This is a genomic window from Bradyrhizobium sp. Crot121, assembly GCF_059512385.1.
Map to the genome: position 1 here is coordinate 68,865 of NZ_JCAMOR010000019.1, position 23,441 is coordinate 92,305.

Annotated in this window: 19 protein-coding genes; 11 read left to right on the forward strand and 8 right to left on the reverse strand. The window is 63.7% G+C overall.

The genetic code is table 11. From position 1 onward, the window contains the following. Nucleotides 1-2: 2 nt before the first annotated feature. Nucleotides 3-1,889, reverse strand: coding sequence for an acyltransferase family protein (locus AC5ZGW_RS18620; protein WP_130229519.1), 1,887 nt, complete (start codon nucleotides 1,887-1,889; stop codon nucleotides 3-5). Nucleotides 1,890-2,223: 334 nt separating this feature from the next. On the opposite strand from AC5ZGW_RS18620, the gene gyrB reads away from it, so the two are divergent. Continuing rightward, on the forward strand, nucleotides 2,224-4,659 hold the full coding sequence (gene gyrB / locus AC5ZGW_RS18625) for a DNA topoisomerase (ATP-hydrolyzing) subunit B (protein WP_130229520.1): 2,436 nt from the start codon (nucleotides 2,224-2,226) through the stop codon (nucleotides 4,657-4,659). 27 nt (nucleotides 4,660-4,686) lie between these two features. On the opposite strand, the gene AC5ZGW_RS18630 is transcribed toward gyrB, so the two are convergent. Next, entirely contained in the window at nucleotides 4,687-5,622 is a 936-nt protein-coding gene (locus AC5ZGW_RS18630) for a LysR family transcriptional regulator (RefSeq protein WP_130229521.1), read from the reverse strand. A gap of 151 nt (nucleotides 5,623-5,773) precedes the next feature. Here AC5ZGW_RS18630 and AC5ZGW_RS18635 point away from each other — a divergent pair, with 151 nt between their 5' ends. The 5 genes from AC5ZGW_RS18635 to AC5ZGW_RS18655 all read left to right on the forward strand — a co-directional run bounded on the left by AC5ZGW_RS18635 (nucleotide 5,774) and on the right by AC5ZGW_RS18655 (nucleotide 10,719). Next, nucleotides 5,774-6,910, forward strand: coding sequence for an aldo/keto reductase (locus AC5ZGW_RS18635; RefSeq protein WP_130229522.1), 1,137 nt, complete (start codon nucleotides 5,774-5,776; stop codon nucleotides 6,908-6,910). Between the two features lie 125 nt (nucleotides 6,911-7,035). Continuing rightward, the gene (gene murA, locus AC5ZGW_RS18640; RefSeq protein ID WP_130229523.1) at nucleotides 7,036-8,331 is read left to right on the forward strand and encodes a UDP-N-acetylglucosamine 1-carboxyvinyltransferase; all 1,296 of its coding nucleotides are present in this window, start codon (nucleotides 7,036-7,038) and stop codon (nucleotides 8,329-8,331) included. A gap of 60 nt (nucleotides 8,332-8,391) precedes the next feature. Continuing rightward, complete coding sequence (locus tag AC5ZGW_RS18645) at nucleotides 8,392-8,679, forward strand: hypothetical protein (RefSeq protein WP_130229524.1); 288 nt, start codon at nucleotides 8,392-8,394, stop codon at nucleotides 8,677-8,679. 151 nt (nucleotides 8,680-8,830) lie between these two features. Further along, entirely contained in the window at nucleotides 8,831-10,246 is a 1,416-nt protein-coding gene (locus tag AC5ZGW_RS18650; protein WP_130229525.1) for an MATE family efflux transporter, read from the forward strand. Then, the gene (locus tag AC5ZGW_RS18655) at nucleotides 10,246-10,719 is read left to right on the forward strand and encodes a DUF2867 domain-containing protein (RefSeq protein WP_130229526.1); all 474 of its coding nucleotides are present in this window, start codon (nucleotides 10,246-10,248) and stop codon (nucleotides 10,717-10,719) included. The genes AC5ZGW_RS18650 and AC5ZGW_RS18655 overlap by 1 nt, the downstream gene beginning before the upstream one ends. 251 nt (nucleotides 10,720-10,970) lie before the next feature. On the opposite strand, the gene AC5ZGW_RS18660 is transcribed toward AC5ZGW_RS18655, so the two are convergent. From AC5ZGW_RS18660 to AC5ZGW_RS18670, 3 genes are all read right to left on the reverse strand, one after another. Further along, nucleotides 10,971-11,375 carry a hypothetical protein gene (locus AC5ZGW_RS18660; RefSeq protein WP_028162536.1) on the reverse strand — a complete coding sequence of 135 codons (405 nt, stop codon included), beginning with the start codon at nucleotides 11,373-11,375 and terminating at the stop codon, nucleotides 10,971-10,973. 260 nt (nucleotides 11,376-11,635) lie between these two features. After that, complete coding sequence (locus tag AC5ZGW_RS18665; RefSeq protein WP_207231125.1) at nucleotides 11,636-12,154, reverse strand: RlpA-like double-psi beta-barrel domain-containing protein; 519 nt, start codon at nucleotides 12,152-12,154, stop codon at nucleotides 11,636-11,638. A 413-nt stretch (nucleotides 12,155-12,567) separates the two neighbouring features. Continuing rightward, nucleotides 12,568-13,686 carry an FUSC family protein gene (locus tag AC5ZGW_RS18670; RefSeq protein WP_130229480.1) on the reverse strand — a complete coding sequence of 373 codons (1,119 nt, stop codon included), beginning with the start codon at nucleotides 13,684-13,686 and terminating at the stop codon, nucleotides 12,568-12,570. Nucleotides 13,687-13,815: 129 nt separating this feature from the next. On the opposite strand from AC5ZGW_RS18670, the gene AC5ZGW_RS18675 reads away from it, so the two are divergent. After that, nucleotides 13,816-15,186 carry an MmgE/PrpD family protein gene (locus tag AC5ZGW_RS18675; RefSeq protein ID WP_130229481.1) on the forward strand — a complete coding sequence of 457 codons (1,371 nt, stop codon included), beginning with the start codon at nucleotides 13,816-13,818 and terminating at the stop codon, nucleotides 15,184-15,186. Between the two features lie 5 nt (nucleotides 15,187-15,191). Here the strand turns inward: AC5ZGW_RS18675 and AC5ZGW_RS18680 are convergent, their stop codons facing one another. Genes AC5ZGW_RS18680 through AC5ZGW_RS18690 form a run of 3 tightly spaced genes read right to left on the reverse strand, consistent with a single transcriptional unit; the run spans nucleotide 15,192 to nucleotide 18,052 of the window. Then, entirely contained in the window at nucleotides 15,192-15,758 is a 567-nt protein-coding gene (locus AC5ZGW_RS18680) for a GNAT family N-acetyltransferase (RefSeq protein ID WP_130229482.1), read from the reverse strand. Nucleotides 15,759-15,801: 43 nt separating this feature from the next. Further along, nucleotides 15,802-16,686 (reverse strand): hypothetical protein, encoded by an 885-nt coding sequence (locus AC5ZGW_RS18685; protein WP_130229483.1) that lies wholly within the window; start codon nucleotides 16,684-16,686, stop codon nucleotides 15,802-15,804. Between the two features lie 4 nt (nucleotides 16,687-16,690). Continuing rightward, the gene (locus AC5ZGW_RS18690; RefSeq protein ID WP_165435531.1) at nucleotides 16,691-18,052 is read right to left on the reverse strand and encodes an MBOAT family O-acyltransferase; all 1,362 of its coding nucleotides are present in this window, start codon (nucleotides 18,050-18,052) and stop codon (nucleotides 16,691-16,693) included. A 171-nt stretch (nucleotides 18,053-18,223) separates the two neighbouring features. Here AC5ZGW_RS18690 and AC5ZGW_RS18695 point away from each other — a divergent pair, with 171 nt between their 5' ends. From AC5ZGW_RS18695 to AC5ZGW_RS18710, 4 genes are all read left to right on the forward strand, one after another. Continuing rightward, nucleotides 18,224-19,141, forward strand: coding sequence for a pirin family protein (locus AC5ZGW_RS18695; RefSeq protein ID WP_130229485.1), 918 nt, complete (start codon nucleotides 18,224-18,226; stop codon nucleotides 19,139-19,141). 65 nt (nucleotides 19,142-19,206) lie between these two features. Next, complete coding sequence (locus AC5ZGW_RS18700; RefSeq protein WP_130229486.1) at nucleotides 19,207-20,121, forward strand: phosphoribosylaminoimidazolesuccinocarboxamide synthase; 915 nt, start codon at nucleotides 19,207-19,209, stop codon at nucleotides 20,119-20,121. Nucleotides 20,122-20,354: 233 nt separating this feature from the next. After that, nucleotides 20,355-22,562 (forward strand): SLC26A/SulP transporter family protein, encoded by a 2,208-nt coding sequence (locus AC5ZGW_RS18705; RefSeq protein WP_130229489.1) that lies wholly within the window; start codon nucleotides 20,355-20,357, stop codon nucleotides 22,560-22,562. Between the two features lie 264 nt (nucleotides 22,563-22,826). After that, entirely contained in the window at nucleotides 22,827-23,381 is a 555-nt protein-coding gene (locus AC5ZGW_RS18710; RefSeq protein WP_245475039.1) for a hypothetical protein, read from the forward strand. The last annotated feature ends 60 nt before the right edge of the window (nucleotides 23,382-23,441 follow it).

Below are 23,441 nucleotides of genomic sequence, written 5' to 3' on the forward strand. Positions count from 1 at the left end.
CGCTACTTTCCCGGATCGCTTGCTTTGCGCCCGTCGAGCACACGGTCAATCACCGCGTCGACGAGATAGGCCGAACCCTTCTCGGTGAGGTGAATGCCGTCGCTTGCGGTGATATCGCCGGCACTGTCGCCGATCCGGGTCAGGCAGCCCTCGCCATTGCACAGCACATCCCAGGCGGAGACGAAGTCCGCACCGGCGGGCGCAAGCTTGTCACGCATCACCGCGTCGAACCATCCGCTGGTCACGCCGCCGCTCCAGCGCGCCGGGAGCAGGTCGTGATAAAGCAGGAAATAACGCAGCACTTCATTCGGCAGCCCGCGCCGCCAGGTCGGCACCGCACCGAGCACGACCACGCGCGCGCCGGTCTCACGCTTCAGCGCGGCGGCGGTCTCGGCGATCTTGTCCGGATAGCGATCCCAGGTGCCGTGCATCAGCACGATGTCGGGCCTGATATCGCGGATCAGTGAGAACACCTTGTCATTCATCGCGCGGCAGTTGGGCGTGCCGGGCACATCGACATTCAGAACAGGAACGCAGGAGGCCGAGGTGAACTGCGCGATGCCGAAATTCTTCGTCTCCTGCACTTTCCGCAATCCGGGCAACAGCGCGCCCGCGGTCGAGTCGCCCCAGATCACGACCAGCGGGCGGCGGTCACGGTCAACGCAATCATCGGCGAACGACGTATCGCGGCCGAGATCGAGCAGGCATTGGTGGAACCGCCATTGCGCTGGCTGTGTCGACACACCGGCCATGGCGCGGATTTCCGGCGGCAGGCGGAAATCGTAGCCACGCCCCCAAACGACAGTGCCGCCGAGCGCGGCGATGAGCACGATGCTGGCACCCAGCGCAACCAATTTGCGCGGCTGCGGCCGGCCGAAACGCAGCGGCTTCTCGATGAGGCGGTAGGTCGCGCAGGCGAGCAGCACGCTGAGCAGCAGGATCAGGCCGCGCTCGAGCAGCGTCAGCGGACTGAACTTGATCAGCGCGAAGAACACCAGCAGCGGCCAGTGCCAGAGATAGAGCGGATAACTGATCAGCCCGATCCATACCATCGGCCGGCTGGCGAGCAGGCTGCGATTGAGCCAGGCAGCGGGAGCCGACAGCAGCAGCGCGGACCCAACTACCGGCAGCGCCGCGCGCCAACCCGGAAACTGGCTGTGACTGTCGTACAGGCCGACCGCGAGCGCGATCAGGGCGAACCCTGCGAACGCACGCCAATCACTCGCGACGGTCGGTTTGCCGGTTTGGCTCCAGCCCAGCGCCAGCAAGGCGCCGGCGAGCAATTCGAAGGCGCGCGTGAACGGCAGATAGAAGGTTGCGACCGGGTTTGCGCCGATCAGCACCAGATTGAGGGCGAAGGAGGCGGCGCCGAGGATTGCGGCGATCCAGAACAGTTTCAGCCGCAGCCGCGCCACCAGGATCAGCAATAGCGGCCAGAACAGGTAGAACTGCTCCTCGATGCCGAGCGACCACAGATGCAGCAGCGGCTTTTTCGCCGATTCGACGTCGAAATAGCCTGACTGCAGCAATAGCGCGATGTTGGCGAGAAACGCAGCGCTGGCAAAGACGTCGCTGCCCAGTTGCACATAGGCGGACGGCAGCATCAATAGCCAGCCCGCCACCAGCGCGACAGCGAGCACGACGATCAGCGCTGGAAAAATCCGCCGGATGCGCCTGGCATAGAAGCCGGCCAGACTGAAGCGCTGCTCGCCGAGCTCGCGCGCGATGATACCGGTGATCAGAAAGCCGGAAATCACGAAGAAGACATCGACGCCGACGAACCCGCCCGGCGCGGCTTCAGGAAAAGCGTGGAAGATCAGCACCAGCATCACGGCGATGGCGCGGAGGCCATCGATATCGGGCCGATAAAGCTGGGACGGCAGGGACAAGGGCAAATAATCCGGAAATCGCGGAACTAGGAGAAGGCATCGAAGTCAGCCTGCTTCGATGCCCTCTCTAGCAGGTCCGCGAAGCGCTGCCAGAGGGAGCTCGCCGAGCGATCCAAATCGGGATTCTCGAGCGCTCGCAATGGACCTCGAATCGCGCTTTTTCGCGGCCTTTGAAACAGCCTTAAACCGCCTTGAAAAAAGGCAGAAAAATACTATTTATTCAACAGCTTGCGGAGACAGACTTTGCGCTAGGCGCGATGCATCTTTCGTGGCACAAATAGTGTAATCAGCCCTCAGTTTTGCGCTGCTGATTCGGGACATCCTAAGGCCTCACATGACAGAACCAGCCCGGCAGACCCCTGCCGAAAGCGAGCATCCCATTCCCGTGGAATATGGTGCGGAATCGATCCGGGTCTTGAAGGGCCTGGATGCCGTGCGCAAGCGGCCGGGCATGTATATCGGCGACACCGATGACGGTTCCGGCCTGCATCACATGGTCTATGAAGTCGTCGATAACGCGATCGACGAAGCGCTTGCGGGCCACGCGACGCGCGTCGAAGTCGTGCTCAATCCCGACAATTCCGTCACCGTGCGCGACGACGGCCGCGGTATTCCCGTCGGCATCCACAAGGGCGAAGGCATCTCCGCGGCCGAGGTCATCATGACCCAGCTCCATGCCGGTGGTAAATTCGACCAGAACTCCTACAAGGTTTCGGGCGGCCTGCACGGCGTCGGCGTCTCCGTCGTCAACGCGCTGTCGAGTTCGTTGAAGCTCCGCGTCTGGCGCGACGACAAGGAACATTTTGTCGAGTTCGCCCATGGCGATTCGCTCGCCCCGTTGAAGGTGGTCGGCGACGCCAATGGCAAGCGCGGCACCGAGGTCACCTTCCTCGCCTCCATCGAGACCTTCAAGAACATCGAATATGATTTCGCGACGCTGGAGCATCGCCTGCGCGAACTCGCCTTCCTCAATTCCGGCGTCAACATCGTGCTCTCGGACATGCGCCATGCGGTCGAGAAGCGCGAGGAACTGCACTATGTCGGCGGCGTCGAGGAATTCGTCAAATATCTCGACCGCAACAAGAAGGCGGTCGTCGCCAATCCGATCATGGTCCGTTCGGAGATGAACGGCATCGGGGTCGAAGCCGCGCTGTGGTGGAACGACAGCTACCACGAGAACGTGCTGTGCTTCACCAACAATATCCCGCAGCGTGACGGCGGCACCCATCTGGCCGGCTTCCGCGGCGCGCTGACGCGTCAGGTCAACGGCTATGCCGAGGCCAACGCGAAAAAGGAAAAGATCACGCTGACCGGCGACGACTGTCGTGAGGGCCTGACCGCCGTGCTCTCGGTGAAAGTGCCGGATCCGAAGTTCTCGTCGCAGACCAAGGACAAGCTGGTGTCCTCGGAAGTGCGTCCCGTTGTCGAGAACGTCATCAACGAGGCCCTTGCCGCCTGGTTCGAGGAGCATCCGAGCGAGGCGAAAGTCATCGTCGGCAAGGTGATCCAGGCCGCGGCCGCCCGCGAGGCCGCGCGCAAGGCGCGCGAACTGACCCGCAAGAATCCGCTCGCGGTCTCCTCGCTGCCAGGCAAACTGGCCGACTGCCAGGAGAAGGATCCCGCCAAGTCGGAACTCTTCATCGTCGAGGGTGACTCGGCAGGCGGCAGCGCCAAGCAGGGCCGCAACCGCGAATTCCAAGCGGTGCTGCCGCTGCGCGGCAAGATCCTCAATGTCGAGCGCGTCCGCCCCGACAAGATGCTGTCCTCTGAGCAGATCGGTACGCTGATCACGGCGCTCGGCACCGGGATCAGCGACGACTTCTCGATCGACAAGCTGCGCTATCACAAGATCATCGTGATGACGGACGCCGACGTCGACGGCGCCCATATCCGCACGCTGCTCTTGACCTTCTTCTATCGCCAGATGCGCGAGATCATCGACGGCGGTTATCTCTATATTGCGCAGCCGCCGCTCTATAAGGTCACGCGCGGCAAGTCCGAGCAGTATCTGAAGGACGAGCGCGCGCTGGAAGATTATCTGATCGAGGCCGGGCTCGACGATTGCGTGTTCACGCTTGGCACCGGCGAGGAACGCTCGGGCCGCGATCTGCGCTCCCTGATCGACGACGCCCGCGTCATTCGCGCCGTGCTGCGCAACCTGCATAGCCGCTACAATCGGAAGGTCGTCGAGCAGGCTGCCATCGCAGGTCTGTTCGGCAAGGATATCTACAGCAATCCGGAAACCGCCGCTGCCGCGGCAGAATACATGGCGGGACGGCTGGACAATCAGGCCGAGGAAGTCGAACGCGGCTGGACCGGACAATTCGTCGAAGGCCAGGGCTTCATGTTCGAACGCACCGTACGCGGCGTCAAGGATGTCGCCGTCATCGACGACGCCTTCCTCGGTTCGGCCGACGCCCGCAAGCTCCACGAATACCGGGAGCGGCTGCAGAGCGTCTATGCCCGCTCCGGCAAGCTGCGCCGCAAGGACAGCGAGCAACTCATCTACGGCCCCGTCGACCTGTTCGAAGCCGTAACCAACACGGCCCGCAAGGGCCTGACCCTGCAACGCTACAAAGGTCTCGGCGAGATGAACCCGGAGCAGCTCTGGGAGACCACGCTGGATACCGACGCGCGCTCGCTGTTGCAGGTGAAGGTCAAGGAGGTCGATGAGGCCGACGACATCTTCACCAAGCTGATGGGCGACGTGGTCGAGCCGCGCCGCGACTTCATCCAGGAAAACTCGCTCAGCGCAAACATCGACATCTGAGGCCGCGACGCTGCCAGCCCGAGCGCATCAGGCGTCGGCGTCGGTCGCGGCCAATGGCGGCAGGTTTTCGCGCCTGCGCGTGAGGTCGATGAGCTGGCGCAGACCGGGCGGCGGTTGGCGGCGGCTCGGATAGTAGATGGTGAAGGGCGGGCCTTCCGAGGCCCATTCCGGCAGCAGGATTTCCAACGCGCCGGATACGACCTCCGCTTCGATCCGCCGTTCCAGACAATAGACGAAGCCCACGCCACGCAGCGCCATGTCGACTGCATGTTCCGTCTCGTTGGCGCATACCGGCCCGCGGACATCGAGCCGGATCATCGAATCGCCATTGCCCAATTCCCACGGGAAGTTGCGGTTATCGCCGACGCGCATCTCGACGCACGGAAGCTGCAGCAGATCGCCGGGAGTATCGGGACGGCCAGCGCGCGCGATCAGTTCGGGTGAGCCGACCACGACCCACTTCAACGGTTTGGTCAGCGCTATCCCCACCATGTCCAGCGGCACGCGATCGCCATAGCGGATGCCGGCGTCAAAGCCCTCGGCGATGATCTCGACCATGCGATCCTCGACGGTTACGTCGACATGCATGCCCGGAAATTCCTTGCAGTAACGCGGCAGCACGGGACCAAGCACAAGCCGTGCGGCATCACGGAGAACGTTGAGACGAAGCCGCCCCACCGGGACACGTCGATGGTTCTCCAGCCCGGTCAAGGCATCGCGGATGGTGCGAAATCCATTCTCCAGCTCAGCGGCAAGCGCGGCTCCTGCGTCAGTCGGCCTGACGGAACGGCTGGAGCGATGCAACAGCCTTACGCCCAGATCGGACTCCAGCTTGCGCAGGCGATGGCTCAAGGCGGACGTGCTCACGCCGAGCTCGATGCCCGCTTTGGCAAGGCTGCCGCGGCGCACGATCGTCAGGAACACGTTCAAGTCCGCCAGCATGTTTCGGTCGAACGTTTTCATGAACGGCCTCTCAAGGCGTCGTTGAGCTGCACTCAACGAACCTACCCTGGTGGCCGCGGTTTTACGACCCATACTCAAGTTTCAAGGAAGAGGCGCCGCGCATGGAGCCGCGCTTCTCGGCGCCTTCCCCGCATGACGAAGGAGACACGCGATGACGAAACGAACTGGCAGCCGCAGGGATTTCCTCACCGTCGCCGCGGCGACGGTCGGCGCCCTTGCGGCACCGTCATTGGTGATAGCCGCCACCGACAGCAAAGGAGACAATCGCATGGCACAGGCAAATCGGGCGACACAACTTTTCAAGCCGGAGTTCCGCTTCGGGCTGGGCGGTGTTCCGCTCGGCAACGAGTTCAACAAGGTCACCGACGAGGACGCCGAGGCGACGCTCGAGGCCGCATGGAGCGCCGGCGTGCGTTATTTCGACGTGGCTCCCTGGTACGGCTTCGGATTGTCGGAGCGCCGCTTCGGCCATTTCCTGCACAACAAGCCCCGCGGCGATTACGTACTGTCGTCGAAGGTCGGCAAGCTGTTCAAGGCCTCGAAGAACAATCGGCATGCGGAAATCTTTCCACTCTCGGACTCGCCGAATGACGTCACCTACGACTACACCGCTGACGGTGTTCGCCGTTCAATCGAGGACAGCCTGCAGCGGCTCGGCGTCGACAGCCTTGATGTGGCGTTCGTCCACGACATCTCGCCTGATTTTCCATACTTCCCGACATCATGGCAGGAGCAGTTCGTGATCGCCGAACGCGGCGCGTTCCCGGCACTCTCGCGCATGCGCGAGGAAGGCATCATCAAGGCCTGGGGCATCGGCGTGAATTGTCCCGAGCCGATCCTGCGCGTCATCGACGTTGCCGATCCCGACGTCTGCCTTTGCGCGTCGCAGTACTCGCTGATCGATCATGCCAACGCCGTCAATCAGGTTTTCCCGGCGGTGCGGCAGAAGAACGTGTCGCTGGTGATCGGCTCGGCGCTGAATGCAGGCTTCATCTCCGGCAGTCCGCGCTACAATTACGGGCCGAACAATTACAAGATCTCCCCGGCCCATATCGAGAAACGCGACCGGCTGCGCGCAGCAGCCGCCCGCCACGGCGTCGATCTGCGGACCGCGGCGTTGCAGTTCTCATCAGCCCCTGACGTTGTCGTCGCCTTGGTCGTGGGCGCGAGCAGCCACCGGCAGATCCTCGAGGACTACAATTCAATGCAGGCCAAGATCCCCGCGGAATTCTGGCAGGAGCTGAAGGAAAGCGGGCTGATCGAGCAGGCAGCCACAGTCCCGGCCTGATGGCCGGGGCAGTGGATGCTAAGGGCATGACTTGGACGAGCCTTGTGTGCTATGTCGCTCTGACTGCCCTTTGATTCCGTTACGGAATCTTCCACGAGCGAAGCAACCAACCCGTCGAGGACAACGTGGCGCCCATCCAATATATCGTCGAGGGCGGCCACCGGCTCTCCGGCACGATCGAGCCGTCCGGCAACAAGAATTCGGCGCTGCCGATCATTGCGGCGGCGCTATTGACCGAGCATCCGGTCACGCTGACCAATGTGCCGCGGATCCGCGACACCGAGACGCTGGTTGAGCTTTGCCGCTCCGTCGGCGCCTCGGCCGAGTGGACCGAGCGAAACACGCTGCTGATCCACGCCAAGGAGATCCGCGCCGCCGATCTCGATCCGGAACTGTGTGCGCGGATCCGCGCCTCGATCCTGCTCGCGGGGCCGCTGCTCGCCCGCTGCGGCGAGGTCGCATTGCCGCCGCCCGGCGGCGACGTGATCGGCCGCCGCCGTCTCGACACGCATTTCCTCGCTTTCGAGCAGTTAGGTGCCAGCGTCACCGCGACGCATCGGCTCGAGTTCCGCGCCTCCCGCCTGAAGGGCGCCGACGTGTTCCTCGACGAGCCCAGCGTCACCGCGACCGAGAACGCGCTGGTTGCGGCCGTGGCGGCCCGCGGCACCACCTACCTGCGCAACGCCGCGTCCGAGCCGCATGTGCAGGATCTCGCGCATTTCCTGGTCGCGCTCGGCGCCAAGATCGAGGGCATCGGCACCAATACCATCATCGTGCACGGCCCGGCCACGCTCGGCGGCACGCACTACGCGCTCCAGCCCGATCACATCGAGGTCGGCTCGCTGATCGGGCTTGCCGCGGTGACGCGCTCGCCGCTGCGCATCGCGCGTGCCGGCGTCGAGCATCTGCGCTCGATCCGGATGGGTTTTGAGCGGCTCGGCATCGTCTGCGGCGTCGAGGGCGACGACCTCGTGGTGCCCTCGGGCCAGACCATGAAGATCCATGATGATTTCGGCGGCCATGTGCCGAAGTTGGAGGACCAGCCCTGGCCGGCCTTCCCCGCAGATTTGATGTCGATCGCGATCGTCACCGCGACCCAATGCGATGGCGTCATCCTGATGTTCGAAAAAATGTTCGAATCGCGGATGTTCTTCGTCGACAAGCTCATCGCAATGGGCGGGCGCATCGTGTTGTGCGACCCGCATCGCGCCATCGTCGCCGGTCCGAGCCGCCTGCGCGGCGCGCCGATGACCTCCCCCGACATCCGCGCCGGCATGGCGATGCTGCTTGCGGCCGTCTGCGCCGAGGGCACCTCCACCATCAACAATGCCGACCAGATCGAGCGCGGCTACGAGCGGATCGAGCAGCGGCTGAACGCGCTCGGCGCCAAGATCACCCGCGTGCCCGAACGCGTGCGGTAAATTGGAACTAACGGCCGACCTGTCCGTTGCACTGCCAATCCCCCATAGGCAGGTGCGACCATGCGCGTTCGTCTGCCCAGCTTTCTCCAGATCACCGGCGGCGATGCCGCCAATCTCACCATTGCCGCGGCAGCAGTCGCGGTGCTGACGATTGCGCTCTGGCTCGCGCATAGCAACGAGAGCCCCAGCGGCGTCGCGGGCATCCCGGTCGTGATCCCGCACCATTCGGCGGCGCTCCTGACGAGCGAGCGCGCCCATGTCAGCGATCCCCGCGTCGGACAGATCGCCGACGGCGTCCTCGAGGCCCAGCAACGCGAAATCAACGCGATCAGGCAGGGCCAGCCGTAAACCGGGCCGTAGCCCGGGTGAAGCGAAGCGCAACCCGGGACAGCCGCATCGGCATTCGCGAGCGGCCCCGGGTTACGCCTGCGCTCCACCCGGGCCACCGCAGTGGCTGTTCCGCCACCTTTTAGGCGCGCGGCAGTGCTAATCTCACGCCATGACCTCAACCGAGAACATCGAACGCGCTTCGATGGCGCCGTGCGCGGCCGCGCGTGCGCCTCGTCACCATTTGCGCGACGAGCTCACTGAGACCCTGCGCCTGGCAGTGCCAATGGCGCTGACGCAGCTCGGCCAGATCGCGATGATGACGACCGACCTCGCCTTCATCGGCCGGTTCGGCGACGAGGCTGTCGCCGCCGCAGCCTTGGCGGGCACGGTCTACTTTGTCAGCTTCACCTTCGGCATGGGACTGATGTCCGCCGTCGCCCCGCTGGCGGCGCAAGCCTTTGGCGCGCGCAATCCGCGCATGGTGCGGCGCTCGCTCCGCGTCGGGCTGTGGGCCGCGCTGTTCATCACATTGCCGCTGATGGTGCTGCCGTTCCGCGGCGAGCAGATCCTGCTCGCGCTCGGCCAGTCCGCGACGGCCGCGCAGCTCGCGCAGCAGTATCTGTTCGGCCTCGCCTGGGGCATGCTGCCGGCGCTGTGGTTCATTGCGATCCGCGGCTTCATGAGTGCGGTCAACCGGCCCGAGCCGATCCTGTGGATCACGCTCGCGGCGATCCCGGCCAATGCGCTGCTGGTCTATCTCCTGCTCTATGGTGCTTCCTATGGCGCTTGGCGATTGCCGTCGCTCGGGCTGTTCGGGGTCGGCATTGCCACCTCGATCGTCAATCTCGGGACCTTCCTCGCCGGCCTGTGGTTCGCCTACCGCCGCCGGCCGTTCCGGAAATACCAGGTGCTCGGCCGCGTCTGGCGCATCGATTGGCCACTGATGCGGCAGCTCGTCATTGTCGGCGCGCCGATCTCAGTCTCGTTCCTCCTGGAATTTGGCCTGTTCGGCGCAGCGGGGCTGTTGATGGGGCTGATCTCGACGGCCGCGCTGGCCGCGCACCAGATCGCGCTGCAGATCGCAGCCATCCTGTTCATGGTGCCGTTCGGGATCGGCATGGCGGCGACGGTCCGTGTCGGCCATGCGGTCGGACGCACCGATGCGCAAGCGGTCAGGCGCGCGGGACTCGTCGCAACCGGGCTCGGCATCGCCTTCATGTCGACGATGACGCTCTTTGTCATTCTCGGACGATCCGCGATCGCCGAAATCTTCCTCGGCGAAGCAGCCGAAGCGACCGTGCAATTGACGGCCTCGCTGCTCCTGGTCGGCTCGACCTTCTTCATCGCCGACGGCGTGCAGACGGTTGCCGCCGGCGCGTTGCGCGGCATGAACGACACGCGCCTGCCGCTGCTGTTCGCCACGATCAGCTACTGGCTGATCGGGTTCACCTCTGCGTGCCTGCTCGGCTTCGCGACCACGCTCGGCGCAGTCGGCATCTGGATCGGGCTATCGGCCGGGACTGCGGCCTACGCCCTTCTGCTCATCTTGCGTTTCCGCCTGCTGACCAGCAGATTGGCCGTGTGATGAAAGCGCGCGAAGTCACGCCCGATATCGATCCCGGCCCGTTGCTCGCGGGCGCGGAGTTCATCGACGCCTTTCGCATCGCCGTCGACGGCACCGCGCTCGATGCGCGCAAGGCGGCCGAGAAGATGTTTGCGCGCCGGCAGCGCTGGATCGAAGCGCTGTTGCGATTGCGCAATCTGATTGTCGCGCCGCTTGGCCTGAAGACGTCGGGCGAAGGCGATAGGGCATCGCTTGGCATGGTCGGCATGTTTCCGGTTCTCAGCGAGACGCCGGAACGGCTGGTGGCGGGCTTCAACGACAGCCATCTCGATTTTCGTGTCGTGGTCGATGTCACCGCACATGCCGGCAGCCAGGAGGTCACCACCACCACGCTGGTGCGGACGCATAATCGGCTCGGCCGGACCTACCTCGCGATCATCCTGCCCTTTCACCGTCTGGTCGTGGCCGCGATGCTGCGGCAGGTCGCGCTTTAGAGCCAGCCTAACCGCATCGCGCGCTCGGCCGTGAACTAAACCTAGAGCGTGATGAGATAAGGTCGAATTGTGTTCCCATGGGCGCTGCCTCTTCTCACCTCTCCCATAGGGAGAGGTCGGCGCGTAGCGCCGGGTGAGGGGATCTGCTCTATCGAGGGACCGTAACCCCTCACCCGCGCCTCCGGCGCGACCTCTCCCTTCGGGAGAGGTGAACTTGCGGCCAAGCCGATTCAACCAAATGACATCGCGCTCTAGTCGCGATGGAAGAAGAAAACTTTGGTCGTGAGACAAAGCATCAAGATGACGGTGCACTCGAGAAACAGCAACGTCGCAACGAAAAGCACGGGCTCTTCGGAGGCAACAATCGTCCTGGTAAAACCGAGCTTTTTCCATCCGATTGTCAATTGTCCGAATAAGTAGGAATGCAAAGGTCCCGCAATCGCGCCGACCGCAAGCCCTGCCGTCGCGAGCAACTTCTTCCACATCGGCCAATCGGCAAATCGCCTGAGCTGCTCAGTCCTGAATGTCTGCCGTTCGGCATCGCTCATAAGCAAGAAGCGGCGGTTAAGGATGCCGAAGTAGACGAGCCATCTTTTCCATCTCGGTAATGCCGCAAAGCGCTGAGCTTTGCTTTCTTCGGATTCGGTATCATTCATCGCATGGCCGCATGATAGTGGAGATGAAGCCTGTGTCTCCGGACGATACCTCCTAAGATTTAAGAGCGGTTGAGCGCGAGGCGGTAAAGTGCAGCTTTCGAGAGTAAACGATAGCTTAAGGTGTAACTTCCGCCTTGGTCACGAGCGCTGCGGACGGCGGCGACTTCGCCGACGTCGCGCTGCAGGGCAGCATAAATAGGCGCGATCGCCGGCGTGCAAATTGCGCCCGCCGGCGTCTTGTCGCCAGAGGTGCAATCGCTTCAAGAATCAGCGGCGAGGAGGCCATCGCGGACCGGTCCGGCGGTCCAATCGTCCCCTGAGAGCGGCCTGACCGTTACGTCATTGATGACTCCGAGCTGCAGGCTTGGATCGAAATGGCGCATCGTCCGCTCATTCAGGTCAATGATGCGGCCAGGCGTCAGTGGCCCCACGTCATTTATCTTGACGATGACCTTCTTGCCTACAGCCTCAACGAGGGCATACTTCGGCTTCGCGCCATACTGCACCCCACCGAATTTCTGACGCAAACTTGTCTTGATGGCAGCCGCCCAGCCAGAGGGATCATAGCGCTCGCCGGAGGCTGTATTCGGGCCGCCCTCCCGCCATCCGGGCCGGAACGGATTGTACATGGATGCTGCGCCAACGATCGCATCCCCAGAAGCGACATCGACGACAGCGCTTGAATAAACCGCGCGGGTTTCACTGCGAGCAATGGTAACAGAAATGGCAAGTGCAACTAGGGCGCCGCAAATTGCGGCGCTCGAGCGGAAGAGCATCATAACTCCTTGATTGATTTTCTTCGATCGTTCGGTTCCCGATGCCGCAACGCATGGCCAAGCGAACGCGGAGGCGTTTACGAACTTGTGCCAATTTTTTGCGGATTCGCGCCAACCCGGGCGATGGAACCGCTGTGGGAACCGGGGCGGTTCTCACACAGTGTTTTAGTTCTCATCGACTAAGACAGAGATTGCGTCAGCAGCATGACAGCGCGTGCGCAGGAGCAAGCGTTCTGCCGAGGGCGCAAGGAACAAGCCACAAGCCCATTGGATCGCGCGGCAAATGCGGCCAAGGAGGCCGGTGTTTCCTGCGAGACGATTCAGTAGAGAACGGGCAACCCTATCAAGCCATCATCGCAGCAGCCAAGGACAGGGGCCGCGATCTCATTGTTATGTCATCCTACAGAGCGCACGCCCTATTCTTCGGCCGCCTCTTTCGCCGCTGCCGACGTCTCCGACCACTCGCCAACGACGCGATCGAGATCGAGCAGGTTCTGCCGCATCTGCTCCAGCGAGAATCCGAGTGCGAAGAAACGCTCCGCCATGTCGCCGGGAAGACCGCGGATCAGGCCCTCGCTGCGAACAGCGGCGACTTCGTTCGCATAGCGCTGCAGGGCGGCATGAACAGGCGCGATCGGCGGTGCGCCCGCGCCCATGCGCAGCGCTGCGGCGGCAGAACGCAAATAGAGCGTGATCGCCTTGCTGACGTCGGACAAGGGCGCCGCAAGTCGCGCCTGCACATTCGCCGGCAGCGGCACCACAGTGGCGCGGCCGATCATCACGACATCATGGCGCAGTCGCAAGATGGTCCGCAGCAGCGGCCCGGTGTCCGGACCGGACGATAGATGCGCGGAGCGCTCGCGCTCCGCCTCCGCGCCGGTTGCGTCCAGGCCGACCAGCGCGGTGCCGATGCCGTCCTGGATGCGGTGCAGGGCGTCATTGTCACGCCCGCGCGTCAGGCCGGCGAGCAGCTCAGTGAAGGCGGCCGCGATCAGTTCCAGCAGGCGCGCGGCGTTGACGCGGATCTGGCTCACCGCGCGCGACGGCAACACCAGAAACGACACCAGAAGCCCGGTGACCGCGCCGACCGCGACCTCGCTGACGCGGTCGATTGCGGATACCAGCGGATCGGCGTGATGCATGGTCGGGACCAGCAGCACGATCACGGCCGTCACGGCGGCCGCACTGAGGCTGGGGTTGATGGCCGCGACAAAGGCCAGTGGCGCAACCGCCAGCACCAGCAAGCCGAGCAGGCCGCTCTCTCCGGAATACGGGATCAGCACCGCGATGGCGCCGCCATAGATCGCGCCGCCGATGGTGCCGAGCATGTAGTCGCGGGTTGCCTTCAGCGATCGGCCGACGCTCATCTGGGTCACGATCAGCGACGTCAGCACCGCCCAGAGCGGCAGCAGGAGGTGCAGCGCGACGGCCACCGCATAGGCGATCGCGGCCGCCACCGTGACCCTGACTGCCAGCGCCAATTGGCCCTTTCGGCTGCGAATCCAGCCGAGCACACGTTTCGCGGCGGCTGTCATGCGACCAAATCTCTGCTGCTCACGACGATCCTATGGCTGACGTTCGGCATGGCTGATGCCCGCGGCGTGAAGGCGGCTTGAAACGTGAAACCGGCCCGCCTACCCTGCGCGACAGAACGAGGAAACACGATGGCCAACGAAACCGCAACGCTCGCCGCCTATGTCGCTAACCTGAAATTCGCGGATATTCCACCGGAAGTATTGCAGCGCGCCAAGGTGCTGACGCTGGACTTCCTGGGCAGCACGATCCGGGCGCGGCGCGAAGCCGAATCCACGCCCTCGCTGCTCAAGATGCTGGAAGCGCTGGCGCTTGATGGCAAGGGCGAAGCCACCGTGTTCGGCGACGGCAAGACCTGGACGCCGGCAGTCGCAGCGCTGCTCAACGGCGCGCTCGGCCATTCCCTCGACTTCGATGACACGCATGCCGATTCCTCGCTGCATCCGAGCGCGCCCGTGGTGCCTGCTGCGTTTGCCGTCGGCGAGATGGTCGGCGCGTCCGGCCGCGACGTGCTGACCGCTGTTGTCGCGGGTTATGAGGTCTGCTGCCGGCTCGGCAATGCGCTCGATCCGACCTCGCATTATGCGCGCGGCTTCCATCCGACCGCGACCGCCGGCACCTATGGCGCGGCGGCGGCGGCCGCGAAACTGTTCGGACTATCGAAGGAGCAGATCATCGCGGCCTTCGGCGTCTCCGGCAGCCAGGCCGCGGGCTCGCTGCAGTTCCTGATCAACGGCGCCTGGAACAAGCGCTACCAGGTCGGCGCCGCCGCGATGAACGGCGTCATCGCCGCAACGCTGGCGCGCAACGATTTCGTCGGCTCGGTCGAATCGGTGGAAGGCAAGCATGGCCTGCTCGTCGGCTACAGCGACGACGCGCACCCGGACAAGGCGATTGCAGGGCTCGGCAGCATCTTTGAGACCATGAAGATCGGCGTCAAACCCTATCCGAGCTGCCGCTACACCCATGCCGCGATCGATGCGCTGATCGCGATGCGGCGCGAGCACAATCTGACGCCGGACCAGGTGAAGCGGGTCGAGATCGGCCTGCACCGCAACGGCATCACGCTGACCGGCGATGCCGCCACCAAGCGGCATCCGACCTCGATCGTTGGCGGCCAGTTCTCGATGTTCTTCACCGGTGCTGTTGCCCTCGACCAGGGCCGCTTCGGCTGGGACGACTACAGTCGGCTTGGCGATTCCGCAATTGATGCGCTCGCCGACAAGTTCGACGTGGTGCAGGACGACCGGCTGGAGATCGGCCGCACCCATCCGTTCGGCGCGCGCGTCAGCATCACCACCGATGACGGCGTGCATGAGCGGCTCAATGCCGATCCCTCCGGCGAGCCGACCTCATTCCCCGATGCGCAGGCGATGCAGCAGAAATTCCTCACCCTGGCCCGCCCGGTCCTGAACGGCCGTGCCGACCAATTCGCCGATGCGATCCTGTCGCTGGAACGCTTCGACCGCGTGGAACAGGCGACGCAATTGGGCCGGCAGTAGGCCTCTCAAACCGTCCATCGATCGCGATCGGTCACCCAGATATCGACGGTATCGCCATTGAGCTCGGCCTGGCCGTCGATTTTCGCACCAAGTCGGCGTGCCACGCTCTGCGAGGCGGCGTTGACCGGATCGATGCAATGAATGATGCGATCGACTGCAAGATTGGCGAACACCCAGTCGATGGCCGCGCGCGCGGCCTCGACCGCATAGCCTTTGCCGCGATGGTCCTTGGCGATACCCCAGCCGACCTCAAACCCCGGCCATCCCGCCGGGTACCAGGGGCCCACACGGCCCACGTAGCGGCCGGATGATCTTTCTTCGACGGCAAACATGCCGAAACCATACAGCGCCCAGTGCCCGGCGATGACGGCCGCATTGCGCCAGCCAGTCGTTTCGTTTGTCACCGCCTTGTGGTCGGGCGTGATGAATCGCGCCGTCTCGGGATCGGCGAGCATGGCGGTATTCGGCGCGATGTCGGAAGCCTTCCACGAGCGCAGGATCAACCGCGGCGTCTCGATAGTGGGACCGTGAAATTGCGCCGGCGCTGAGCCGGACTTGAGCCAAGCGACCATTGCTCCTGCACCCTACTGACCAGAATGAGAAGATCCGCGGATATCACTTCAATCTAGCGGAAAAGCATTCATCCAGGTAGCGGCTCACCAGCACCGCCGACCGTGCGTCCAGGTGCACGCCGTCGTCCCATCGCAGTTCGCTACGGTCGACGTCGATCGGCAGCCAGCGGTTCTGATCCGGGAACGCGCGATGGACGATCTCGCGCGTGGTCCTGACATAGAGCGATGTCTCGATCGGCGCGGCGTAGGGCATTTCCATCAGCAGCACGCGGGCGCCGCGCTGTTCCAGCACCTCGATCAACCGGCCGATCATCTCGATATTGACCTTGGCGGCGGCGCTCGGGTCTTCGGACTCCATCTCTCCGATCGCCCGCTGCAGATAGACGTGGTTGTCGAAATTGCCGGGCGGCTGCGCGAGCAGGCTTTTCAGCCGGGCCGCAATCTGGGCGTGGGTGACCGGGGCATGCACCCGGTTCTCATAGGCCGCAACGGCGGTCCGGATCGGGCGCAAGAACAGCGCCTCGTGCCCTTCCTTGGTGGAGAAGCGCTTCACCAGCTCCACATCCGGCGCGCGGGACAAGATATTGGTCTCGACGACGATCAGCTTGGGAAGCTGCCGCTGGCTCGCGAGGATCTCGAGCGCAGTGACGGGCGAGCCGCCCGCGAACGCCAGATTCCCCACGCGCGGCGTTTCGAAATATTCCTCCCTCAGCCGGAAGGTCAGCGAGCTGCCGACCAGCACGACATCCGGAACGGGATTGTCGACATAGCGGTTCACGATGACGAGCGCGCCATCGCGCGCGGTCGTCACCGGCAGTTGCAGCGTGTGTCCGAACCGCGCGGTCGCGATACCGCAGGCGAGCAGCAGGAGCGCTGCCGCAACGGCGCTCTTGATCAACCAGGCGGTGGGTTTGGGCTGCTGCTCCATGCGATCAGAACTGGAAATAGATGAAGGCACTGTCCGGCCCCGCCTCCAGATAGGCAAGCGCGACCAGCGCACCATAGGCATATGGCTCCCACCGCGTCAGCGCGGTCTCGAACAGCGATGTGATGCGCATATGCTGCAGCAGGACCGGAAGCGCGTAGAGCAGCGCAAGATTGTAGAACAATTTGGGCGGATTCGGGTTGGTGGTCGGCGTGAACATGCCGGTGAGATAGGCGAGCGCATGATCGAAATTCGGCAGCTTGAAGAAGATCCAGGCCATGGTGACGCAGAAGAACACCACCCCCATCCGCAACAGGCGCAGCGGCACGGAATCGATCGCCTGCAGCAGGCGCAGGAACGGCCGCTCGATCACCAGGAACAGCCCGTGCAGTACGCCCCACGCCAGATAGCTGAAGCCTGCGCCGTGCCAGAGGCCGCCCAGCCCCATCACGATCATCAGGTTGAGATAGGTTCTGACACGCCCATGGCGGTTTCCCCCTAAGGGGATGTAGAGATAGGTGCGCAGCCAGGTTGACAGCGAGATGTGCCACCGGGTCCAGAATTCCGAGAACGACAGCGACGTATAGGGCAGGTCGAAATTGATCGGCAGGCGATAGCCGAACAGAAGCGCGAGACCGATCGCGATTGCAGAATAACCGAAGAAGTCGGCATAGATCTGATAGCCGTAGAGGAAAACGAGCAGCCAGCGGTCCTGGGTTTGCAGCGTCTCGTAGAGCGGGAAGTCCATATAGGCCGTCATCTCGTTGAGATTGTTGGCCACGTAGAGCTTGAAGAAGAAGCCCGCGATGATCCATTTCGTGGCTTCGACGAACGGCACGTCGGCAAGCTGCTTCGGCACGATCTGCGGCATGAAATTGCCGGCGCGCGTGATCGGACCGGAGACGAGCTGCGGAAAGAAGATGATGTAGAGGAAGACGTCGGTCAGAGGCGGCCGCAAGGCCTTGCTGCGCGTGAGGTCGACCAACAGGCTGATATTGTGAAAGACGAAAAAGGAGATGCCGATCGGTAGCGGCAGCTTCAAGAGGAAGTCGATCGCCGCATTGTCGACCAGTGCCGGCGCCTTCGGATCAAGAAACAGGAATTTGTATTTGAAGAAGGCGAGCAGCGCGAGGTTGAAGACGATGCCGGCCGGCAGCCAGCGCCGATCGTGCAGCGAAAGCACCAGGAACAGATAGGTCCCGCCGACCGCGACCGCGAGCAGCGGCAGCAGCTCGGGCTGGCCGTATCCATAGAAGAACAGGCTCGCAACCACCAGGAGCAGGACCTGGAACCGCCGGAGCGGCGGGAGGTAGTAGGCCACAAATACGATCGCGGCAAACAAGCCGAATTGCCACGACGTGAAAGTCATGTTCCGGGGGCCTCGCAGGAACCTTGAAGCCCATGGCATGCCCCATTGGCGATTCCGGAGTCAAGCCACGATGATGCCAAAAGCCGCCACCCGGCGTGCACGTCCGGGATGATGGCGTGCAGGCGGCGGATTCCTGCTATCATTGAAGCCACGAAATAAGGAGTCCCCCTCATGAGCTGGCTTCCCTCCAACGATCCGATCCTCGGCGATCCCAAGACCTGCGACGCGCTGGAGCTCGTCATCGTGCCGCGCACCCGCGATCTCGGCGACGGCTTTGCCGTGCGGCGCGCGCTGCCGCATGGCAAACGGCAGATGGTCGGCCCCTTCATCTTCTTCGACCATTTCGGGCCGATGCAGTTTCTCGCCGGCAAGGGCATGGATGTGCGGCCGCATCCGCATATCGGGCTTGCCACCGTCACCTATCTCTTCGACGGCAGCATCATGCACCGCGACAGCGAGGGTAACATCCAGGAGATCCAGCCCGGCGCGATGAACCTGATGACCGCAGGCCGCGGCATCGCCCATTCCGAACGCACGCCTGACGTCCAGCGCCGGGACGGCCAGAAGATGCTGGGCCTGCAGAGCTGGATCGCGCTGCCTCAGGCCAAGGAAGAGATCGCGCCCTCGTTCCAGCATTATGCCGCCGGCGACCTGCCCATGATCAGCGAACGCGGCTTCACCGCGCGCGTCATCGCGGGCTCGTCGTTCGGCATCTCTTCGCCGGTCGAGATGGTCTCGCCCTGGTTCTACACCGAGGTCGCCGCAGAAGCCGGCACCAGCGTGCCACTCGATCCCGATCATGAGGAACGCGGGATCTATCTCGTCGACGGCGAGGTCGAGATCGCGAACGAGCGTTATGAGGGACCGCGCCTCCTGATCTTCCGGCCCGGCGACCGCATCACCGTGAAAGCGCTGCAGCCGACGCGGATGATGTTCCTGGGCGGCGACGCGCTCGAAGGCCCACGCCACATCTGGTGGAATTTCGTCTCGTCCAGCAAGGAGCGGATCGAGCAGGCCAAACAGGACTGGAAAACCGGACGTTTCGAGCCGGTCCCGCAGGAACATGAGTTCATTCCGCTGCCGGAGTGAGCTATCTCCCCATCGCTCTATGTCGCCCGCAATCTCGCGGGCGGCCGCTTTGAAGGTCTGACCAGATGAATGCGATGCGCGCCAGCGACCTGCCCTTGCCGCAAATCGGCCGCGGCAAGGTCCGCGATATCTATGCCGTGGGCGAGGACCGCGTGCTGCTGTTGACCACCGATCGCATCTCGGCGTTCGACGTGGTGATGGCCGAGACCATCCCGATGAAGGGCGCGGTGCTGACCCAGATCAGCGCCTGGTGGTTTCGCCAGCTCGAGAGCACCGTGCCGCATCACATGATCAGCGCCGATGCCGATGAAATCATCCGCGAGGTGCCCGCGCTGAAAGACCATCGCGCCGATATCGTCGGGCGCGCGATGCTGTGCCGGCGCACCACCGTCTTCCCGATCGAATGCGTGATCCGCGGCTACATCTCCGGCTCGGCCTGGAAGGAATATGCCGCGCACGGCACGCTTGCCGGCGAAAAGCTGCCGGCGGGCCTCGTCGAGAGCGCCAAGCTGGAGCCTGCGATCTTCAGCCCGGCGACCAAGGCCGAGACCGGGCATGACGAGAATATCACGGTTGCCCGCGTGCGCGAGATCGTCGGCTTTGATGTTGCCGACACGCTGGAGCGGATGGCGCGCACGGTCTACGCCTACGGCGAAAAGGTCAGCCGCGAGCGCGGCATCATCATCGCCGACACCAAGTTCGAATTCGGTCGCGATAAGGATGGACGGATCATCCTGATCGACGAGGTGATGACGCCGGACTCCTCGCGCTTCTGGGCGGTCGATGTCTACAAGCCGGGCCACCCGCAGCCGAGCTTCGACAAGCAGCCCTTGCGCGACTATCTCGACACTGAGCGCCACGCCGGCCGCTGGAACGGCGACGCCCCGGCGCCGCCATTGCCAGCCAGCGTGGTGGACGCGACCAGCAAGCGCTACCTGGAGGCTTATCGGCGGGTAACGGGCAGCGAGCTCAAAATCTAAGCACCGCGTAACTCTATCCCCGTCATTGCGAGCGCAGCGAAGCAATCCATCTCGCCACTTGCGGAGGCGTGGATTGCTTCGCTGCGCTCGCAATGACGGTGCTTCCCGGTGACGTCGCAGCCCATGGTTATGGGTTCCCTCTTCGTGGAAACCACGAATGCACGCGTTGATACAAGAATCTTGTTGTCGCGGCCGGCTGCGCTCGTTTACCAGTGGCGCGGGTGTTGAGGGCAATGCAAGGCGTGGTGCATCGAAACGTCAAACCGGGTCCGCGGATTGGTCGCGCGTTCAGCGACATCCTCGGCGGCAGCGCCGCCAGCGTGCTCTCGATCACCTTTGGCCTGTCCTATGCGCTCCTGATCTTCGCAGGCCCACTATCGCCCTATCTCGCTTACGGCGTCGCCGCCACCTTCATCTCATCGGCGGTGCTGGCGCTGGTGATCGCGCTCGGCAGCTCGGTGCCATTTGCGGTCGCGGGTCCCGAGAGTTCCACCGCGGCGATGACCGCGATCCTCGCCTCCGCGCTGGTCGAGCGCGTGGCGGCCGTCAATCCGGCGGCGCCTATGCTGGCGCCGGTCCTGATCACGCTCGGGCTTGCCACCATCGTCACCGGCATCGTGCTGTGCGGCTTCGGCGTGACGCGGATGGGCCGCGCCATCCGCTATGTGCCCTATCCTGTCGTCGGCGGCTTCCTCGGCGCCACCGGCTGCCTGCTCGTGCTCGGCGCCATCAGGGTCATCACGGGCATGGAGCTGAAGTTTGCGACGCTGCCTCAGTTCGCAAACGTCGTCACCATCGCCGAGCTGTCGGCCGCCTGCGCCATGGCGCTGATCCTGTACCTGACCTGGCACCGCTCGCGCAGCCCGTTCGGGCTGCCGGTGATCCTGGTCGGCGGCGTGCTCATCGGCCATCTCGCATTCTGGATCGTCGGCCTCACGCCCGCCGAGGCGCAGGCCGCGGGCTGGACCTTTCAGCCGCCGCCTCCGACCAGATTCATGCTGCCGTGGAGCGCGGAGAATTTCGCTGACTATCCCTGGTATGCCGTGCCGGACCTGCTCGGCAATCTCGTCGCCGTCGTGTTCGTGACGGCAACCAGCACCCTCTTCAACACCACCGGCATCGAGGTCGCCGCGCATCGCGAGGCCAACCTGGAACGGGAACTCAATATCACCGGCCTTGCCAACATCCTGACCGGCGCCCTGGCCGGTTACGCCGGCTGCACCTCCACCACCCGCTCGCTGCTCAGTCTGAACAGCGGCGGCACCGGCCGCCTTTGCGGCGTGACAGTCGCGGCCTTCTCGGTGCTGATGCTCGCGGTCGCGCCCGAGCTGTTGGGCTACATGCCAAAATTCGTGCTCGGCGGCCTGTTGATCTATCTCGGCGCCGATCAGCTCCACAAATGGATCGTCGAGTCGCGACGGCGGCTGTCGAAAACCGAATATGTGTCGCTGCTCGCGATCATCCTCATCATCCTGCAATGGGGCTTCGTCGCCGGGGTCTTGATCGGCGTCGTGATCGGCTGCGCCACCTTTGCCTTCAGCGCCGCGCGGATCGAATCGATCAAGTATGGTTTCGACGGCACCGAGTATCGCAGCTCGCTGGACCGCTCGCGCGATGATCTCGACCTGCTGGCGGACCGTGGCAGCGCGATCCAGGGCCTGAACCTGCAGAGCTATCTGTTCTTCGGCTCGGCCAACCGGCTCTACCAGCACGTCAAGGCGCTGCTCGCGCGCCATCCGGAATGCCGCTATCTGGTGTTCGACTTCAAGCTCGTCACCGGCATCGATTCATCGGCAGCCTACAGCTTTGCACAGATCAAGCGCTGCGCCGACGAGCGCGGCGTCAAGCTGCTGCTGGTGCATCTGGCGCCAGCAGCCGAAAAGACGTTGCGCGCGAGCGGCTTCATTTCCGGCGAGGTCAGGATCGAGCCCGAGCTCGATCATGCGCTGGAATGGTGCGAGAACGAGATCATCGCCGAGCACCGCGGGCTGGAGCAGGAGGAAGCGAGCCTGCGCGACTGGTTCACCGAAATTCTCGGCTCCGAGCAGGAGGCGAGCGCGCTGATGCATTATTGCGAGCGCGTCGAGGTCGATGCCGGAGAGACCATCGTCCGCGCCGGCGAGCTCGCCGAATCCATGCATTTCATTCTGGACGGACGCGTCGGCGTGATGGTCGCGGCCGATGATGGCCGCCCGACCCGCGTGCGCAGTCTCGGCCGCTACACCACGGTCGGCGAGATGGGCCTGGTTTCGCAAACGCGGCGCAGCGCCACCATCCAGGCCGAGGTCGCAAGCGTGCTCTATGTCCTGAACACGCATCAGTTCGAAGCGCTCAGGGACGCCGACCCCGCGCTCAGCCACAAGCTCCTGACCTATTTCGTCTCGATCATGGCCGAGCGCCTGAGCTTCGCCAACCGCACCATCGCGGTGCTGCGGCGATAGCAACGGTCGTAGCCCGGATGGAGCCAACGGGTCGCGCGAATGCGCGCCCGATGACAGGCTCCGCGCAATCCAGGGTTCTCGCGCTTGGCTCCGGTGGAAATTAATCACTTGTTAACCATACGGTCGCCTAATGCGAATGATTTGGGGGGTATTTAGATCCACCGCCCCGGCGACGCGAACGAAGTCGATGCCTTTGTCGGCCGATCTTACGTTCCTTTGCCAGGCTGACGGTTCGCGTTACGGCTGTCCTACGCGGAGCAAAAAATGTCCGGAGAGAACGATCTAGTGGACACTCTCAGCCGCGATCTCGATCGCGCGCGCGGAAAGCGCGACGCACTTGCATCCGATGTCACGACACTGACGGCTCAGATCGCCGAGATCGAGGCCCGCCTTTCTGAGGAAAGAGTTCGGCGCGAACGCAATCACGTTTTGGGCGAAATCGAAGCGATAAAAAAGCGAATCGCGCAAACTGGCAAAGCGTTTACACCTGTCATCAGCGAGCTCTGCGAGGCGACCGAGATGGCGGCGGCAGTCGTGCCCGAAGCTCGCGAGCTCAATAATTTTCTATCATCCGTCGCGACCGAAGTCGAAGCCGTCATCGATCCCTTGTTGCGCGAACTGGACCGACGCGCGGATGCGGTGCGAGTTGGCCACGCTGCGCTGGATCTCCCGCACCTGGCCAATGAGGCGCCGACCGAGCTGCCAAAAGATAATAACGATCGCCTGCTTGGCTTACTCCGTCTTCCAGCATGGCTGTCGCGCAGCAAGGAGGTTGGAAATAAAGAAGCAGCAGAGAACCCGGGCAGCACAGCCGCGTAAAACATCGGCGCGCTGCGCACCTCAAGGAAGACCCTCGATGCTCGTGTCACGGACTTTTGC